At 67.6% G+C, this 18664-nt stretch carries 14 protein-coding genes and 1 pseudogene; 6 read left to right on the top strand and 9 right to left on the bottom strand.

The genetic code is table 11. The features are described 5' to 3' along the window. Positions 1-16: 16 nt before the first annotated feature. From tssA to BLQ58_RS16400, 6 genes and pseudogenes are all read left to right on the top strand, one after another. Positions 17-1596, top strand: a pseudogene (tssA, locus tag BLQ58_RS16425) (type VI secretion system protein TssA). A gap of 4 nt (positions 1597-1600) precedes the next feature. Next, positions 1601-3424 carry a type VI secretion system baseplate subunit TssF gene (gene tssF, locus BLQ58_RS16420; protein WP_092600135.1) on the top strand — a complete coding sequence of 608 codons (1824 nt, stop codon included), beginning with the start codon at positions 1601-1603 and terminating at the stop codon, positions 3422-3424. A 68-nt stretch (positions 3425-3492) separates the two neighbouring features. Beyond that, positions 3493-4482 (top strand): type VI secretion system baseplate subunit TssG, encoded by a 990-nt coding sequence (tssG, locus tag BLQ58_RS16415; protein WP_092600272.1) that lies wholly within the window; start codon positions 3493-3495, stop codon positions 4480-4482. A gap of 76 nt (positions 4483-4558) precedes the next feature. After that, entirely contained in the window at positions 4559-5041 is a 483-nt protein-coding gene (tssJ, locus tag BLQ58_RS16410) for a type VI secretion system lipoprotein TssJ (protein ID WP_302847649.1), read from the top strand. 54 nt (positions 5042-5095) lie between these two features. Beyond that, positions 5096-5842, top strand: coding sequence for a hypothetical protein (locus BLQ58_RS16405; protein WP_092600129.1), 747 nt, complete (start codon positions 5096-5098; stop codon positions 5840-5842). A 138-nt stretch (positions 5843-5980) separates the two neighbouring features. Continuing rightward, complete coding sequence (locus BLQ58_RS16400) at positions 5981-7081, top strand: M14 family metallopeptidase (protein WP_254775985.1); 1101 nt, start codon at positions 5981-5983, stop codon at positions 7079-7081. A gap of 58 nt (positions 7082-7139) precedes the next feature. On the opposite strand, the gene BLQ58_RS16395 is transcribed toward BLQ58_RS16400, so the two are convergent. The 9 genes from BLQ58_RS16395 to BLQ58_RS16355 all read right to left on the bottom strand — a co-directional run bounded on the left by BLQ58_RS16395 (position 7140) and on the right by BLQ58_RS16355 (position 18664). Then, positions 7140-8042 (bottom strand): LysR substrate-binding domain-containing protein, encoded by a 903-nt coding sequence (locus tag BLQ58_RS16395; RefSeq protein ID WP_092600123.1) that lies wholly within the window; start codon positions 8040-8042, stop codon positions 7140-7142. 247 nt (positions 8043-8289) lie between these two features. Beyond that, positions 8290-9516 carry a metal-dependent hydrolase family protein gene (locus tag BLQ58_RS16390; RefSeq protein ID WP_092600270.1) on the bottom strand — a complete coding sequence of 409 codons (1227 nt, stop codon included), beginning with the start codon at positions 9514-9516 and terminating at the stop codon, positions 8290-8292. A 6-nt stretch (positions 9517-9522) separates the two neighbouring features. After that, positions 9523-10827: an MFS transporter gene (locus BLQ58_RS16385; protein ID WP_092600120.1), complete on the bottom strand. Its 1305-nt coding sequence runs from the start codon at positions 10825-10827 to the stop codon at positions 9523-9525. A 148-nt stretch (positions 10828-10975) separates the two neighbouring features. Beyond that, on the bottom strand, positions 10976-12511 hold the full coding sequence (locus tag BLQ58_RS16380; protein ID WP_092600117.1) for a mannitol dehydrogenase family protein: 1536 nt from the start codon (positions 12509-12511) through the stop codon (positions 10976-10978). Between the two features lie 54 nt (positions 12512-12565). Continuing rightward, entirely contained in the window at positions 12566-13777 is a 1212-nt protein-coding gene (manD, locus tag BLQ58_RS16375) for a D-mannonate dehydratase ManD (protein WP_092600114.1), read from the bottom strand. Positions 13778-13802: 25 nt separating this feature from the next. Then, positions 13803-15341, bottom strand: coding sequence for a UxaA family hydrolase (locus BLQ58_RS16370; protein ID WP_092600111.1), 1539 nt, complete (start codon positions 15339-15341; stop codon positions 13803-13805). Positions 15342-15359: 18 nt separating this feature from the next. Next, positions 15360-16115, bottom strand: coding sequence for an SDR family oxidoreductase (locus BLQ58_RS16365; protein ID WP_092600109.1), 756 nt, complete (start codon positions 16113-16115; stop codon positions 15360-15362). Between the two features lie 45 nt (positions 16116-16160). After that, the gene (locus tag BLQ58_RS16360) at positions 16161-17264 is read right to left on the bottom strand and encodes a mandelate racemase/muconate lactonizing enzyme family protein (RefSeq protein WP_092600106.1); all 1104 of its coding nucleotides are present in this window, start codon (positions 17262-17264) and stop codon (positions 16161-16163) included. Then, positions 17261-18664: a TRAP transporter large permease gene (locus BLQ58_RS16355; protein WP_092600103.1), complete on the bottom strand. Its 1404-nt coding sequence runs from the start codon at positions 18662-18664 to the stop codon at positions 17261-17263. The genes BLQ58_RS16360 and BLQ58_RS16355 overlap by 4 nt, the downstream gene beginning before the upstream one ends.

Here is an 18664-nt window from a genome sequence, read left to right as displayed (position 1 = left end):
AAATTCGACTCGCCGCATGTTCAATCAACTACTCAAGGCGCTGTTTGGCGCCGACACGCCCTTGGCGCCCGTACCGTCCACGCAGGTGCAATGGGCGCCATGGCTGCAGGACATTCGCCCGGAGATGCCGGTAGGCGACGATCCAGGCTATGAGGACGAATTCCTTGCCATCAAGGACGAGGTGGCCAAGCTGTCTGGCGTCAACGACGCCCTGATCGTGGAAGTGTCCGAGCGGCTGCTGAAAACTATGCCAAGGATGTACGGCTGGCGGTCTACTACCTGTACGGTCGCATGCGTCGAGATGGCGCGGAGGGGGTCGCGGCAGGATTCGAGTTGTTGTCGGCGCTGATCGATCGCTTTGGCAACCAGCTGCTGCCCGCCCGTGCGGAATCCCGCAAGGCGGCGCTGGAATGGCTGGCCGGCGCCACGTTTGCCGACCGGCTGGACCGTGTACACGGACTGGCCGGAGACACCCTGGCGCGTACGCTTTCGGCGCTGGCGTTGATCCAGGCGCGGACCGCGCAATGGTCCGATGCCGGCCGTCCGGCGCTGGAAGGTCTGTGCCGCCGTTTCGAGAGTCGGATTGAGAACCCGTTACCGGAGACGAGCGACGACCGTGCGGTCATGCCGGTCGAGGCACCCGAGTCGCTGACATACGGCGCGGTGGCATCGGCACGGGAACTGTTGGACCGTGCCCGCCAGATGGCGCGGTTCCTGCGCGAGCAGCCTGATGGATACCTGGCCGCTTATCGGCTGATACGGTGTGTGCGCTGGGATGTCCTGGTCGAGGTGCCGCCTCACGATGCCAGTGGTCGCACCCGACTGGCAGCGCCGCGCGCGGAGTTGCGCGCGCATCTGAAGCGGCTGTCGCTGCAAAAGCAATGGCCGGAATTGCTGGAGCGTGTGGAACAGGCCTTCGCGGAAGGCGCAAACCATTGCTGGCTGGATCTGCAATGCTACGCGTTTGTTGCCCAGGAGCAGGCCGGCGCGCCATACGCGGCTGTTCGAGACCTGCTGGCCACGGACTGTGCGTTGTTGCTGGAGCGCCTGCCGGGGCTGGACCAACTGTCTTTCTCCGACGGCACGCCGTTCGCGGACGATGCCACGCTGGAATGGATCGGTCGCCATGCCACGGTACGTGACCTGGAGCGCGGAGGCCCGATCGCCCCCGCGGTGATGTCCGAGGCGAGGACCGACTGGACGGAAATGGAGGCGCAGGCCATCGACATGGCTGCGGAGCGGGGCATCGAAGCGGCCTTGTCGTGGTTGCAGGGCTTGCCGGCGCGCGGCGGCGAGCGTGAGCGCTTTGTCCGGCAACTGGTCATGGCAAGGGTTGCCGAACGGGCCGACCGCGCGGATATCGCCGCGCACCTGCTAACCGTACTGGACCAGGACGCGCAGCGGTTCCAGTTGTCGGCCTGGGAGCCAGCGCTGGCATTCGACGTCAAGCAACAGCGGCTACGGCTGCTGAAGTCCCGCATGCTGCGCAAGGACGCGAACAAGCCCGTGCTGGCGCATCGCATCGATGTGCTGCTGGGCGAGTTGACCGCCATCGATCCGGCACGGACCCTGACCCTGGCACGACCACTACGATGAAACGATGAGCCATTCCGCCCAAGACAATGACATCCTGCGCTACTACGAAGCGGAGATGCGCTATCTGCGTGACGCGGGCAAGGAGTTCGCGCAGGCGTTTCCGGACCGCGCCCGCATGCTCAACATCGATCGCGTCGGGGAGCGCGATCCTCATGTCGAGCGCCTGTTCGAGGGGTTTGCGTTCCTGATGGGGCGCCTGCGGCAAAAGCTCGACGACGAATTGCCCGAGATGACGGAGGGTCTGGTCAGCATGCTGTGGCCGCATTATCTGCGGATGATCCCGTCGCTTTCGATTCTGGAACTGGCGCCGGAGCCGGCCGGGCTGCAACGGCACGAAGTGCTGCCTGCCGGCCTGGAGGTACTGTCCGACCCGATTGCCGTCGAGGGCGGCGGCCGCGACGGCGGGGGCCAGGTCGAGTGCACCTACCGGACGACGCAGGCCGTCGATCTGTATCCGCTGCGGCTGACTGATGCGGATATCCAAACGCGCGAGGATGGACGCTCGGTCGTCCGGTTGCGGCTGGCGTTTCAGGGGCCGGCCACCCGCGAGCCATTCGAAGTGCCCCGTCTGCGGATATACCTGCATGCCGACCGGCCACTGGCGTTGACGATGCGGGCCGCGCTGACGGCGCCGCCGGTAGCGGTCCAGGTGCGCGTCCCCGGCGTCCCTGCGGACCTGCCGGGTGCCGCGCAGCCCATGGCGGGGCTGCGCATCGAACCGGCGGGATTCGGTGCGGGCGAACGGCTCTGGCCCAAGCCGGACAATGCGTTCGGCGGCTACCAGTTGCTGCTGGAGTACTTCACGTTTCCGGAGAAGTTCATGTTCGTGGAACTGATCGGCCTGGACATGAAGGCGATCCCGCCCAGCGCCGACCACTTCGATGTGGAGGTCGTTCTGGAAAGGGCGTTACCTGCCGACCTGCGGGTATCGGCAGACAACTTCCGGCTGTACTGCACGCCGGTTATCAACCTGTTCGAACTGGAGGCGGACCCCGTTTCCGTGACGCACCGGGAATCCGAATATCGTGTGCGGGCCACCGAACGGCACGGCTGGCATGTCGAAGTCTATTCGGTGGACACCGTGCGGGGCTTCGAGGCGGCGACTGGCGAGCGATTCGAGTATGCGCCGTTCGCAGCGTTCCGTCATCGCGGCGGCATGTTGCGCCACGAGATGCCGGAACGGTACTTCCACACCCGCGTGCGACGCGGGCCATCGGGCCGCTTCGATACGTGGCTCGTGCTGGGCGGTCATGCGTGGGAGCAGCACGACAGCCTGCCCGAGGAGACGCTGTCGCTGTCGGTGACGGGCACCAATGGCATGTTGCCGCGCAAGGCGCTTGGGCAGGCCGGCATCCGGCGCATGCGCAGCGGCTTCGCGCACGTAAGCGCCGTCCGGAACCTGACCGCCCCCACCTTGCCAGTCTATCCGCCGACGCGCGACAGGTTCCACTGGCGCGTGCTGTCGCATCTGGCGCCGAACTACCTGTCGCTGCTCGATGCCGAGATGCTGCGCGGGTCGCTGGCGCTCTATGACTGGACGGATGGCGAAATGAACCGGCGCCGGATCGGCGCGATCACCGCGGTGCATCACCGGCCGCTGCGCAAGCTGGTCAAGGGCGGATTGCTGCGTGGCGTCGAAATCGCCGTCACAGTTGACCGGACCCGCTTTGCAGGCGATGGCGATCTGGCGCTGTTTGGCGACATGCTGAATGCGTTCCTGTCGCTCTATGCCACGCTAAACCTGTATACGCGCCTGGTCATCGTCGCCCAGCCGGATGGTGCACGCCTGGTTTGGCCAGATGGCAAGGCCGAAGGAGCGCCATTTTGAGGCAAGTCGAATACCGCGCGAAGGCGGGTGGAAAGCTGCTGGCCGCGTTGCTGGCCAATGCGCCCCGGATGAATTTTCTACGCTTTTGCGAGCTGATCGACCTGGCGGCTCCCGATCATCCGCCTTTGGGCTCCACGAACCGGCTTGCCGACGACCCGGTGCGGTTCCGGTCTGCGGCACAGCTTGGCTTTCCTGGGCGCGAGATGGCGGCGGTCGAGCAGGATGCCGGCGGCCTGGGTGACGTACCCACCGTGCGAACGACATTTATCGGGCTATATGGCGTGGATGCGTTCATGCCCTCGTATTTCGTCGATGAGATCGCGCAGCGTCGGGATGGAGCCGAGCCGCTGGCCGCGTTTCTGGACCTGTTCCATCACCGGATGGTCACGCAGTTCTACCGTGTGGCAAGCAAGTATCGGTATCCGGTTGGCTTCCGGCGCGAGGGGCGCGACAAGATTTCGCAGTGTCTGTTGAGCCTGGTGGGCCTGGGCATCGGCGAACCGGAGGTGCGACGAATCGTAGAAACGCCAAAGCTGCTGTCGATGCTGGGCCTCGCCAGCCAGCGGACCCGCACGGCCGAGGGGCTGGCCGGCGTATTGCGGCACGCCGTGCCGGACGCCTCTATCACGGTGGAGGAGTTTCACCCGGTGTGGGTCCGCCTCGATGACCAGCGCGACCAGGCCATGCAGGGCGTCCAGCCGTTGGGCGACCACTGCGTGCTGGGGCGTGGCTTCGTGGATCGGACCAATACCGTCCGCGTCGTGCTGGTGCCGTTGACCAGCGAGGCGGTGCTCGGGCTGCTGCCGGGCCGTTCGATGCATCGCGCCGTGCTGGCGCTGCTGGGCTTCTATCTTGGATATGAGGTCCAGGCGTGCCTGGAGATGCACGTGCGGCCCGCCCTGATGCCCGCGCCCCGGCTCAATGCCGGGGATGCGAGGCTGGGCTACTCGCTGCAGATCCAGCCCGTCGAAGACGCGCAGCGGTTCGCTACGGCTGCACGCGGACTGACTCGCGTGCAGCTTGGAACGTGGACGGGCCACCGAACGCCGCGCCACTGAATGCGCCCCGCGCAAGCAGTTTCTTAACGTATGGGATAGGAGGCAGGGCACGATGCGATGTCTGAAGCGCAGTGCAATGGTCGCGCTGGCCAGCGCCGGGCTGGTGGGATGCGGAGTGGGGCAGGCGGTCAAGGACGGTACCGTCGACGCCGCGAAATGGGCGTTTACGAGCCAGGTGAAGACCATGAACATCGACTTCGCCGGCCGGTCATCCTTGAATCCCGATGCCGCCGGCAAGTCGCTGTCGACGGTCGTGCGGTTCTATCAGCTCAAGGACGCGCAGCGGTTCGAGCAATCGAGCTACGAGCAATTGCAGGCCAATGACGTGGAATGGCTGAAGCCGGATGTGCTGGCCACGGGCGATGTCGTGCTGCGGCCGGGCGCCGCCGCCAGCATCAGCGAGCCGATGAAGGACGGCAGCGAATACGTTGGCGTGGTGGCGTTCTTCCGGGACCCCGGCGGCGATGCGGTGTGGAAACTCGTCATCCCGAGAAAACAATGGAAGAAAAGCGATCCGGTCAGGATCGAGGTGCGTGGCAATACGCTCGAAATGACTTAGCAGCCGCCGAAACAGTGGGACAATGGCGGCCGATTTCCCCACCTGCACTGTCTCATGACCCCACCTCTGCCCGGGAGCTGGATTCCCGTTCGCAAGGATTTTGTCGATCCGTCCGCCACCCGCTGCCACGCGCGCAGTGCCCTGGGTGGCCGGCACCATGGCTTTCCGGAAGGCCATGCCTGGATCCTGCGCGGCCCCGATGGCCATGAATACCCGTTTGGTCTGGAGTGCGCGCGCGCCGCGCTGGCCGTGCCCGGCATGCTCGACCAGGTGCCCGACTACACCGAACGCGACGCCGTCAAGCGCGTGGACGCCGGGTTTGCCGATCTGCCGCACCGCAAGCCTACGGCTGCCGAACTGGAACTGCAGCGCCGCAATTTCGCCACGCGGTATGTGGTGCTACGGATGGAAAAGGTGGCCGGCGTGCCGCGCGTGCAGCCGACCGTGCGGTTTCCCGCGCTGGAAGACCTGTACCAGCAGATCCTGGTCGGCCGGCCGCTGTCGCATGCCCAGGTACAGCGCGTGCTGGCGATCGAGCGCAGCGCCGCCACGCCGCCCAAGCTCAAGGCGCTGAACCTGCTCGATGTCTACACCGCGCACACCAAGCTGGAATGGCTGACGGCCAGCGCCAATCGCGAGGACCGCATACGTTTTCTGCGCAGCCTGCATGACTGGCTGGCCAGACATCTGGTGCTGTCGGCCGCGCAGATCGAGGCGGCCGGCATCGTCATGCATCCGCATGCGTTCCGTTCCGCCTGGCCGAAGGAAGGCGAACCCGGCGGGCCCGGCGAACTGTTCTGAAGCGGCCCCGAAGTCGTTCCGAGCCGTCGTCATACCGCAGCGATGCCGTTCCGGATCCAGCGTGCAAGACACTGGCATCGGACGGCCGATTGGCGTTACATTGGGCGTACCTTCACCCGGCCCAGGCCAACTCCCGCCATGCCTGCCAGTCCGATGTCGCCCGTTGCGCGCCAGTTCGCGCGCAGCTATGCCGAAGCCCGCCAGAAGTTCATCGATGCCGCGCGTGGATGCGGCGCCACGCTGACCGAGTTTCCCCATCCGACCGAAGTCGGCCGTGACGGCGAGACGTTGGCCATGGACGTCGCCTGGCTCGGCGCATCCGACGCGACCCGCGTGCTGATGGTGACATCGGGCACGCACGGCGCCGAAGGCTTCTGCGGATCGGGTGCCCAGGTGGCCATGCTGCACGATACCGACCTGCATGCCGATTGCCGCCGTGCCGGCTGGGCGCTGATGTTCGTGCATGCGGTGAACCCCTACGGGTTCTCGCACCTGCGCCGCGTCAACGAGGACAACGTCGACCTGAATCGCAATTTCATGGATTTCGACCGGCCGCTGCCGCTGAACCCGGCCTATGCCGAAGTGGCGCCGCTGCTACTGCCGGCACAATGGCCGCCGTCCTGCGACGAGCACACCGCGCTGATGAAGACGGTAGCCGAAAAGGGGATGGGTTGGTATCAGGCTGCCGTCAGCGCGGGCCAGTACCAGGACGCCGCCGGCATGTTCTTCGGCGGTCAGAAGGCCACGTGGAGCAACTACACGCTGCGGCGCATCCTGGCCCGGTTTGGCACGGGCCGCACGGTGCTGCGCTGGATCGACGTGCATACGGGACTGGGCCCCTGGGGCTATGGCGAACCGATCTACATGGGGCCGGACGCGCCGGAGCCATTGGCCAGGACGCGGGCCATCTGGGGCCGCAGCGTCACATCGATCTACGACGGGTCCTCGACCTCGGCCAACCTGACGGGCCTGGCATGGCAGGCGGTGCCCCAGACCCTGCCGTCCATCGACTATGCCGGCATTGCGCTCGAATTCGGCACGCTGCCGCTGGCCGAAGTGCTGGACGCGCTGCGCGGCGATCACTGGCTGCACGTGCATCCGGAGGCTGACGAGAACCAGCGCGCCCTGATCAAGCAGACGGTGTGGAACGCGTTCTACGGCGATACCGACGACTGGCGCGAGAGCGTGGTGGCACAGGTGACCGACGCCGTGCGCAAGGCTCTCGTTTCCGCCCCGTAGCCACCACCGCCGGGCGCGGCGTGCGTCCGTCCCCGGAAATGCCGATGCTCGACCTGACCTAGGCGTCGGCGTCGCTTTCGTCGATCAGCCATTGACGGAACGCACGCGCCGCGGCCGGTTCGGCGCGGTCGCGCGGCCAGACCACGTAGTACCCGCCGCCCAGCGACGCACTGGCGTCGCAGGCGCGCACCAGCAGGCCCGCCGCCAGGCATCGGTCGATCATATGGCGCCAAGCCAGCACGATGCCCTGGCCTTCGATGGCCATCTGCACCAGCACAGGGTAGGTATTGGCCACCAGCTCGCGCTCGAAGCGGGTTTCGCGCAAGCCATTGCGCGCGAACCAGGCCGGCCACGACATCCAGATGCGCTGGGCATCCTCCAGCACCAGCAGCGATTCCCTCGGCAGATCCGACACCTTCAGCGGCCGGCCGCCCAGGTACGACGGCGCGCAGACCGGAAAGACTTCCTCGTCATAGAGCCGCTGCGCCGCAATGCCGCTGGGCGCGCCTTCGCGCAGGTAATACAGGCCGACATCGAAATCGGTGCCTGACAGCGACGCCAGGCTGTCGTTGACCACCAGCCGCACATGAAAGTCCGGATGGCGCGCCCGGAAGGCGGCCAGGCGCGGCGTGAGCCAGAGCACGGCCACGCCGGACGAGCAGGCCACGGTCAACTCGACCTGGCCCTTGCGCTTCATCACGTCCTCGGTGGCTTCGGCGCAGCGCACCAGCAGCCGCTGCACCTGCTCGGCGTACTGCTGGCCACTGACGGTCAGCCGCAACGCGCGCGGCTCGCGCACGAACAGCTTCTTGCCGAGGAATCGCTCAAGCTGGGCCACCTGGCGGCTGATCGCGCTTTGCGTGAGATGGAGTTCGGCCGCGGCCTTGGTGAAACTGCCATGTCGCATCGCGGATTCGAACGCAACCAGGCAGGGCAATGGGGGAAGGGGGGTGATGCGCATCGGGGGCTTGTCATGGGCAGGTGACGATGCCAATGATAGTCGCAAGCCTTGTGCCAGAGGGGTGTGAGGACGGGGGCGTCTCGAGACGCGGTGGGCTTCGACTGGAACTGCCGTGCCCTCTCTCCCGGACCCTCTCCCGCACGCGGGAGAGGGTAGCAAACCGTTTGGGCCATCGATGCCTGCGGGTTGTCTCCCCTCTCCCATGGATGGCAGGGGGGCGGAGGAGAGAGGCAGGCCTGTCGTGGCCTCAAGCGTTGTGGATCTTGCCCGCCTGCATCACCAGTTCGATGCGCGACGCCGGGCCGGCCAGTACCTCGATGTCCTGCAGCGGGTCGCCATCGACCACCAGCACATCGGCCAGCGCGCCGGCCCGGATCGCGCCAAGCTCGCCGTCGCGCTGCAGGATCTCGGCGGCGATCGACGTGGCCGAGCGCACCGCCTCGGCATTGCCCAGCAACTCGGCACGGATGCGGAATTCCTCGGACTGGTACTGGTGCATCTCGCCCAGCAGGTCGGAGCCGAAGCCCATCGGCACGCCGGCTTCGGCGTAGATGGCCAGCGAATCGCGGCCGGCCTGGCGCACGGTCTCGATCTTGGCCACGGAGTCGGCGGGCAGGCCCAGGCGCGCGCCGTCGCGGGCCAGCGCGTCGTAGGTGATCAGCGTCGGCACCACATAGGCGCCGTGCTCGCGCATCACGCGGGCGGCCGCCGCATCCACGAGGTTGCCGTGCTCGATGGTGCGCACGCCGCAGCGAATCGCGCGGGTGATTGCCCGGCCCGTGTAGGCGTGGGCCATCACGTAGGTCTGCGCGGCCTCGGCCTCGGCGACGATGGCGCGGATCTCGTCCTCGCTGTACTGGGTGTTGCCGATGGGGTCGGTCGGCGACGCCACGCCGCCCGACGCCATGATCTTGATCTGCGTGGCGCCTTTCTGGATTTCCTCGCGCACGGCCAGCCGCACCGCGTCCACGCCGTCGGCCACGCGGGCGATGGCGCCGGCGCGGAACGCGCAGGAGCACGGCTCCAGCGTGTCCGAGCGCGGGCGGAAGTCGCCATGGCCGCCGGTCTGCGACAGCGCCTTGCCCGACGGGAAGATGCGCGGGCCGGGGATCAGGCCCGTGGCCACGGCCTGCGACAGGCCCCAGTCGGCGCCGCCGGCATCGCGCACGGTGGTGAAGCCGCGTTCCAGCATGCCGCGCATGATCGGCATCGCGCGGAACGCCACCAGCACGTTCGGCTGCACCGCGTTCAGGCCCAGGTTGGCCAGCGACGCCAGCACGTGCACGTGCAGGTCGATCAGGCCCGGCATCACGGTCTTGCCGGTGACGTCGATCACGCGGGCCTGGGGCGCGTGGATCTGTGTGGCGCTGACGTCGACGATGCGCTCGCCGTCGATCAGCACATCATGGCGCGGCAGCAGCACGCCGCGAACGGGGTCGAGGACGTTGCCGCCCTGAAGCAGAATCTGGGTCATCTTCAATTACTTCGATTGCAGGTAGGCCGGCTCGCGCACCAGGCGCGTGCCGCAGAAGCTGATGGCCGCCGCGATCATCACGTAGATGGCCGGGGCCATGGTGCTGCCCGTGCTGGCGATCAGCCACGTGATGAAGAACGAGGCGAAGCCGCCGAAGATCGTCACGGCCAGGTTGTAGGCCACCGACAGCCCGGTGGACAGCACCTTGGCCGGGAACAGTTCGGCAAACGCGGCCAGGATCGGGCCCGTGTAGGCGGCGATCAGCACGCCGAAGACGATCTGGAACACCAGCAGCGAACCCAGTCCCGGCGCGTGGTTGATGTAGGCGAACATCGGCCAGGCCAGCACAAAGATCAGCGCGGCGGCGCCCGACAGCAGGCCGCGGCGGCCCAGCCGGTCGGCCATCATGCCGACGATGGGCGCGAACACCATGATCGCCATGCCACCGGCCATGCCGGCGATAAAGCCGGTTGATTGCGGCACCTTGAGCACCTTGACGGCGTAGGTCGGCATGTAGAACAGCAGCACGTAGGTGCACACCGTCCACAGGATCACCATCGAGAAGCTGGCGGCGGTCTGGCGCGGATAGTCGCGCAGCACTTCCTTCAGCGGCGAGTCGGTCTTGTCGGTGGTTGCCTGGAAGGTGGGCGTCTCTTCAAGGTTGTGACGAATGTAGAAGCCGACCGGGCCGATGATCATGCCGATCAGGAACGGCAGGCGCCAGCCCCAGCTGTTGAGCGCCTCGGGGCTCAGCGAGGCGGTGACGAAGGTGCCCACGGCGGCACCCAGCAGCACCGCCACGCCGATGCTGGCCTGGATCCAGCTCGAATAGTAGGCACGCTGGCGCTCGGGCGCGTACTCGGTCAGGAAGGCGGTGGCACCGCCCATTTCGCCGCCGGCCGAGAAACCCTGCATCAGGCGCGCGATGACGATCAGCAGCGGGGCGAACACGCCGATCTGGTCGTAGGTCGGCGCGATGCCGATCAGCGTGGTGCCGGCGGCCATCAGCAGGATGGTCAGCGACAGCGCCGCCTTGCGGCCCACACGGTCGGCGTAGACACCCAGGATGATGCCTCCTACGGGCCGCATGAAGAAGCCCACGCCGAACGTGGCCACGGCCAGCAGCAGCGACGACAGGTCGTTCCCGGTGGGGAAGAACAGTTTGGCGATGATCACGGCGAAGAAGCTGTACACCGTGAAGTCGAACCATTCGAGGCCGTTGCCGATCACCGTGGCGATGATGGCGCGGCGGCGTTGACTGGCCCCGATCTGGGGCACGGTCTCCGCGAAGGCGGGGGCGCTGGCTTGCATGTCTCTCTCTCGCTGTTTGGCAGAACGCTGGGAAGCCCTTTTATGACGGGCTCTGGCCGATGGTAGGTGCGTCGCGGCAAGAGAGAGAAACGATATCTGCGCATGCAGGCATGACGCCAGCGCATGGGTGGCCTGCGCTGGCGTCGGGCTAGGCGGTGCCGTTGACGCGCGTCAGCGCCCCCGTCACGCCGTGCGCGCACAGCAGTTCCAGCTGCGTGGCCACGCTGTCGACAAACACCGCCGACTGCGCCAGGTCGCCAAACACGGGCACGAAGCCGGCGATGGTCCGCACGCGCGTCTGCTCGCGTGTGCGGGCATCGAACAGTTTTTCGGTCTGGCGCGCGGCGTCGGCCATCACGGCGGCCAGCGGCTGCGCCAGCGGGTCTTCGATCGGGAAGGCGTTGCCGGCTTCGTCGTAGCCGCGCAGGAAGTGCAGCCATGCGGCCACGCCCAGCGCCAGGCGCGGAAACGGCTGTCCGGCGGCAATCCGGTCGCGGATCGGCGCCAGCAGCCGCTGCGGGATCTTCTGCGACCCGTCCATGGCGATCTGGCGCGTGCGATGTCCCAGCTTCGGGTTGGTGAAGCGCGGCAGCAGGCTTGCGCGATAGGCGTCCACGTCGAGCCCCGGCAGCGGCGGCAGCGTGGGCTGGGTTTCGCGTTCCATGGTGTCCGAAATGAACGCATGCACGGCGGGCTGGGCGATCACGCGGTCGGTGGTGGCCCAGCCGGCCAGCACGCCCATGTACGCCATCATCGACTGGCTCCCGTTGACCAGCCGGTGCTTGAGCACCTCGAACGGCCGGGCCTCGGCCACGAACTGCGCGCCGCCGGCTTCCCATCTGGGGCGGCCCGCCGCGAAGCGGTCCTCGATCACCCACTGGAAGAACGGCTCGCCCACCACGGGCCACGCGTCGTACAGGCCCAGCGCCGACGACACGTGCGCCACGTCGTCGATGGTGGTCTTGGGCACGATGCGGTCCACCATCGTGTTGGGGAACGTGCAGCGCGCCGCCACCCAGTCGTGCAGCGCCGGGTCGATCTCGGCGCAGAACGCCAGCAGCACGCGGCGCAGCGTATCGCCATTGCTGGCCAGGTTGTCACACGACAGCAGCGTGACCGGCCCCAGGCCGCGCTGCATGCGCCGCTGCAGGCCCAGCGCCAGATAGCCGATGGCGGTCACGGGGTGCGATACGGCGGACAGATCCTCGACGATGTCGCGGTCGGCGCGGTTCAGCTCGCCCGTGGCCGGATCGTGGCAGTACCCCTTCTCGGTGACGGTCAGGCTGACGATGCGGGTGTCGCGATGGGCGATGCGGTCCAGCACGATCTCGGGATCTTCCTCGGCCACCAGGACGCCCAGGACGGCACCAATGACCTGCAGCGTCTCGGCGGTGGCGCTGCGCAGGGCCAGCGTGTACAGGCCTTCCTGCGGCTTGAGCGCGTCGCGCGTGTCGGGCCGGCGCAGCGACACGCCGATGATGCCCCAGTGCAGGCCGTCTTCGCCCATGTCCTCGATGGCCGCTTCGGTGATCTCGGCCTGGTGGCCGCGATGGAAGGCGCCGATCCCCAGGTGAACGATGCCCGCCCGCAGGGCGTCGCGCGCATAGCCGGGACGCCGCACGTCGGGCGGCAGCACGCCGAGCCGGGCAGGATGCAGACGCGGCAGCTGTTCGATATCGCTCATCGTGGTCTCCTTGTCAGGCCTTGCGGTCAACATCCTCAATTGCCACCTGCCACGCTACCAGTGCCACAGTGTGCCGTCGTGCGCCAGCCGGTTCACCGGCAGGTAGGCGCGCTGGTACGGGTACTTCGCGGCCAGCGTCTCGTCGATGTCCACGCCGTGGCCCGGCGCGTCGCCGGGATACATCATGCCGTCCTGAAATGTGTACGCGTGCGGGAACACGGCGTCGGTCTCCTCGGTATGGCGCATGTATTCCTGGATGCCGAAGTTGGGCACCCAGATATCGAAATGCAGCGCCGCCCCCATGCAGGCGGGCGACAGGTCCGTCGCGCCATGGCAGCCCGTGCGCACCTGATGCAGCGCGGCGAAGTCGGCAATACGGCGCAAATGGGTAATGCCGCCCGCATGCACGACCGTGGCTCGAATATAGTCGATCAGCTGTTCCTCCAGCAGGGCCTTGCAGTCCCAGATGCTGTTGAAAATCTCGCCCACCGCCAGCGGCGTGACCGTGTGCTGCCGGATCAGGCGGAACGCGCGCTGGTCTTCGGCGGGCGTGGCGTCTTCCATCCAGAACAGCCGGAACGGCTCCAGCGACTTGCCCAGCCGGCCCGCTTCGATCGGCGTCAGCCGGTGGTGCACGTCGTGCAGCAGGTGGATGTCCGGGCCCACCGCTTCGCGCACCTTGTCGAACAGCTTCGGCGTGTGGTCCAGGTAGCGTTCGGTGCTCCAGTCGTGTTCGGAGGGCAGGTTGGCGTCGGCAGGCTCGTAGAACAGCCGGTCGCGCGACACGCCATACACCTTGTTCAGCCCCGGCACGCCGGATTGCGCGCGAATCGCCTTGTAGCCCATTTCCTTGTAGCGCAGCACCTCTTCCACGGTGTGGCCGATGTCGCTGCCGTTGGCGTGGCCATAGACCATCACCCCGGTACGGCTCTTGCCGCCCAGCAGCTGGTACAGCGGCAGGTTGGCGGCCTTGGCCTTGATGTCCCATAGGGCCGTGTCCACGGCGGCAATCGCACTCATCGTCACCGGGCCGCGCCGCCAGTAGGCGCCACGGTACAGGTATTGCCAGATGTCCTCGATCTGGTGCGCGTCGCGCCCGATCAGGCACGGGACGACGTGGTCTTCCAGGTAGCTGACCACGGCCAGTTCGCGCCCGTTCAGCGTGGCGTCGCCGATGCCGGTCAGCCCCTGGTCGGTTTCGATCTTGAGCGTGACGAAGTTGCGTCCCGGGCAGCAGACGATAACGCGTGCGTTGGTGATCTTCATGCGGGTCTCCGGCAATGCAGGGGGGTTACATCACGGCGCCAAGCGCCCAGGGCACGAATTCGTTCTGGCCGTAGCCATGCTGCTCGCTCCGGGTGCGGCGGCCAGAGGCGGTTTCCAGCATCAGCCGGAAGATGGCCGCGCCCTTGTCGGCGATGGTCGATTCGCCGTCCAGGATGTCGCCGCAGTTGATGTCGATGTCCTCGGACTGGCGCTGCCACAGCGCGTTGTTGGTCGACAGCTTCAGGGACGGCGACGGCGCGCAGCCATAGGCCGAGCCCCGGCCCGTGGTGAAGCAGATCAGGTTGGCGCCGCCCGCCACCTGGCCCGTGGCCGACACAGGGTCGTAGCCCGGGGTGTCCATGAAGACCAGCCCGTGCGCGCGCACCGGTTCGGCAAATTCGTAGACCTCCACCAGATTGGTGGTGCCGCTCTTGGCCACGGCACCCAGCGATTTTTCGAGGATGGTGGTCAGCCCGCCGGCCTTGTTGCCAGCGGACGGGTTGTTGTCCATGCTGCCCGCGTTGCGCGCGGTGTAGGCTTCCCACCAGCGGATGCGGGCGATCAGCCGGTCGGCCACCGCGGCGGAGACGGCCCGGCGGGTCAGCAGGTGCTCCGCACCGTAGATCTCGGGCGTTTCCGACAGGATGGCCGTGCCCCCCTGCGCCACGAGCAGGTCCACGGCGGCGCCCAGCGCCGGATTGGCGGTGATGCCCGAGTAGCCGTCGGAGCCGCCGCACTGCAGCCCCACCACCAGGTGGCTGGCCGGCACCGGCTGGCGCGTGACGCGGTTGGCGTCTTCGAGCAGCGCCTGCACCACGCCCACGCCGCGCGCCACGGTCTTGGCCGTGCCGCCGGTGTCCTGGATGTTGAAGCTGTGAAAGCGCGGCCCGTCGGCCAGCGCCGCCAGGCCCGGCTCGGCCAGTAGCGCGTCGATCTGGTTGGTCTCGCAGCCCAGGCCCACCACCAGCACCGCCGCGAAGTTCGGATGCCGGGCGTAGCCGGCCAGGGTGCGGCGCAGCACGCGCAGGTTTTCGCCGCCGCTGTCGGTGGCGCAGCCCGCGCCGTGCGTCAGCGCCACCACGCCATCCACGTTGGGATAGGGCGCCAGCGCCTCGGGGTGGATCTCGCGCCGGAAATGGTCGGCAATGGCTCGCGCCACGGTGGCCGAGCAGTTCACCGAGGTCAGGATGCCGATGTAGTTGCGCGTGGCGATGCGGCCATCGGCCCGCACGATGCCATCGAACGTGGCCGGGGCGGTGGCCTTCGCCGTGTCGTGGACGTCGCTGCCGGCCGCGTAGTCGCGTGCGAAGTCACCCATGGCCAGGTTGTGGGTGTGTACGTGCTGACCCGGCGCGATGGCCTGCCGGGCGAAACCGATGATCTGGTTGTAGCGCCGCACCGGCGCGCCTTCGGCAATGGCGCGTACGGCCACCTTGTGGCCCGGCGGCACCAGGCTGGCCACGGTGACGCCTTCCTGGGGCAGTACCGTGCCGGGCAGCAGCTGGCGGCAGGCAATGACGATATCGTCGGCGGGATGGATACGGATGACAGCCGGTGCGGACATGCGTGCCCCTCCAGTGGATCAGTTGGACCAGCCGCCGTCGATAACCTGGGCGGTGCCGGTAGTGAAGCCCGATTCGTCCGACGCCAGATACACGGCCAGCGCGGCGATCTCGGCAGCCGTGCCGATGCGGCCCATCGGCTGGCGGGCGATGAATTCGGCTTCCACCTGCGCCAGCGTGCGGCCGCTGGCGGTGGCCTGGTTGCCGATGCGCTGGCGTAGCGACGGCGATTCCACCGTGCCGGGACAGATCGCATTGCAGCGAATGCCGCGCGTGATGTAGTCGGCGGCCACGGCCTTGGTCATGCCGATCACGGCGGCCTTGGAGGCGCCATAGACGAAGCGGTTCGGCGCCCCCTTGATGCTGCCGGCCACCGAGGCCATGTTGATGATCGACCCGCCGCCCGCGTCGAGCATGGCCGGCAGGAACGCGCGCATCATCCGATACATGGCGCGGACGTTCAGGTTCATCGAAAAATCGAAGGCGGCCTCGTCGCAGTCGAGGATGGTGCCATGGTGGACAAAGCCCGCGCCATTGAACAGCACGTGGATGCGGCCGATCTCGCGTGCGGCGGCGTCCACGGCCGCGCCATCGGTGACGTCGAGCCGCAGCGTCCGGCAGCCGGGCAGGGCAGACAGCGCCTCCAGGCCTTCGGGACGGATGTCGGCGGCGATGACCCGGGCGCCTTCGCGCAGGAACGCTTCGGCCGTGGCCCGGCCGATACCCTGGCCGGCGGCCGTTACCAGCGCGATCTTGCCGGTGAGTCGTTGCGACATGGATGGCTCCTTATCGATTCAAGCGGGTTTGTTTTGTCAGCCTGGTCAGGAAACGGTCGCGCGCGCCGTGGCGCGGCGGTCGATGGCGGCCCAGTCCCAGTCGATGCCAAGCCCCGGCGACGCCGGCGGCACGGCGTGGCCATCGGCAAACGCCACGCGGCTGTGCGTGATGGCATCGAGCTGCGGGATGTACTCGACCCACGGGGCATTCGGTACCGCCGCGCAGAGCGACACGTGCAGCTCCATCAGGAAGTGCGGGCAGATCGGGACGTTGCAGGCCTCGGCCAGGTGCGCCACCTTCAGCCACGGCGTGATGCCGCCCACGCGCGCCACATCGGCCTGCACGATCGAACAGGCGCCCTGGCGCAGGTAGTCGGCAAACTGGCCGGCGGAGTAGAGCGATTCGCCCACGGCAATCGGCAGCGGGGTGGCGGCGGCAAGCCGGACGTGGCCGGACAGGTCGTCGGCGGGCAGGGGTTCCTCGAACCACGACAGGCCCAGGCCTTCATAGTGGGACGCGCGCCGGATGGCCTCGGCCGACGTGAAGCACTGGTTGGCATCGATCATCAGCGCGAAATGGCTGCCCACCGCTTCGTGCACGGCGTGGAGCCGGTCGATATCCTCGGCCAGATGCGGCTTGCCGACCTTGACCTTGGCCCCGTGGAAGCCGGCCTGTTTTGCCGCGACCGTGGCCTGGACCAGTTCCGTGCGCGACAGGTGCAGCCAGCCGCCTTCGGTGGAGTACATCGGTACGCGCTGCTGCGCGCCGCCGGCGGCGAGCCACAGCGGCTGGCCGTCGCGGCGGCAGCGCCAGTCCCACAGGGCCGTGTCGATCGCCGCCAGCGCCAGGCTGGTGATGGCGCCCACCGACGTGGCGTGGGTGCCGAACATCAGGTCGCGCCAGATCTGCTCGATACGGGCCGGGTCGCGGCCGATCAGTTGCGGCGCCAGGTGGTCGCGCAGCAGCGCCATGACCGACGAGCCGCCTGTGCCGATCGTATAGCTGTAGCCCGTGCCCTCGCCGCCGTCGCTGCAGCGGATGCGGACCATCGGCGTTTCCTGGGTGACGAACGACTGGATCGCATCGGAGCGCGCAACGGGGGGTGGCAGATCGACCTGCAGCAGTTCAACGTGCGTGATCGTCGTCATTTGCTGCCTACCAGGTTGGGCAGCCACAGCGTGATCGCGGGCACGTAGGTGATGGCGATCAGCGTCAGGAACAGCGGGATCAGCCACGGCAGGATGGCCACCGTGGTGCGCTCCACCGACAGCCTGGCCACGCGCGCCAGCACGAACAGCACCATGCCCAGCGGCGGGTGCAGCAGCCCGATCATCAGGTTCAGCGTCATGATCAGGCCGAAGTGGATCGGGTCGATGCCGAGCTTGAGCACGATGGGCAACAGGATCGGCACCAGGATCGTGATGGCCGCCGTGGTGTCGATGAAGCAGCCGACGATCAGGATCAGCACGTTGGCCAGCAGCAGGAACACCCACTTGTTGTGCGTGAAGCCCAGGATGGCATCGGTCAGCGCCTGCGCGGCCTGGCTCGTGGTCAGCAGCCAGGCGAAGATCGACGCGGCCGTGACGATGAACAGCACCGACGCGGTGGTCTCCACCGTGTCGAGCGTGGCCTTTGCAAGCGCCCGCAGCGTCATCGACCGGTAGCGCACCAGGCCCAGGAACAGGGCCCAGATCACGGCGGCCACGGCGGCCTCGGTAGGGGTGAACCAGCCAAGCGTCATGCCGCCGATCAGGATCACGGGCGCCATCAGTGCCATCACGGCCGAGAAGTCGAAGTACCAGTCCAGCGCCAGCAGCACTACCAGGGCGATCATCGCCGCCATGTTGGTCGACATGCCGGCCGACACGGCCAGCCAGATCGCCATCGGGAAAGCCAGCACCACGATGATCTCCACGGTGGCCGAGCCGAGCAGCTTCCACGAGAACGCCGTGTCGCCGCCCCAGCCGCGCCGGTGCGCGATCCACGCCACGGTGGCCATCATGAACAGCGTCAGCACCAGCCCCGGCACGATGCCGGCCAGGAACAGCGAGCCGATCGACACGTTGGCCATCATCCCGTAGATCACGAACGGCAGCGACGGCGGGATGATCGGGCCCAGCGTGGCCGATGCCGCCGTCACGCCCACGGCGAACTCGGTCTCGTAGCCGTGGTCCTTCATCGCCTTGATCTCGATGGTGCCCAGGCCGGCCGCGTCGGCAATGGCCGTGCCGCTCATGCCCGAGAAGATCACCGAGCCGATGATGTTGACGTGGCCCAGGCCGCCCCGCATCCAGCCCACCAGCGCCACCGCGAAGTTGTAGATGCGTCCGGTGATGCCGGCCACGTTCATCAGGTTGCCGGCCAGGATGAAGAACGGCACGGCCAGCAGCGGAAAGCTCTCCACGCCGGCAATCATGCGCTGGGCCAGGATCACGTCGGGCACGGTGCCGCTGGCCCAGATATAGAACAGCGAGGCCAGCGCCATCGAAACGGCCACCGGCATGCCCACCAGCATCAGCAGCAGGAACGAAGCAATCAGGATCCACAT

Origin of the sequence: Ralstonia sp. 25mfcol4.1 (assembly GCF_900104095.1) — a bacterium.
Classification (GTDB): domain Bacteria; phylum Pseudomonadota; class Gammaproteobacteria; order Burkholderiales; family Burkholderiaceae; genus Cupriavidus.
Note: the sequence above shows the minus strand (reverse complement) of the source record. Positions and strands in the feature narration are given on the sequence as shown.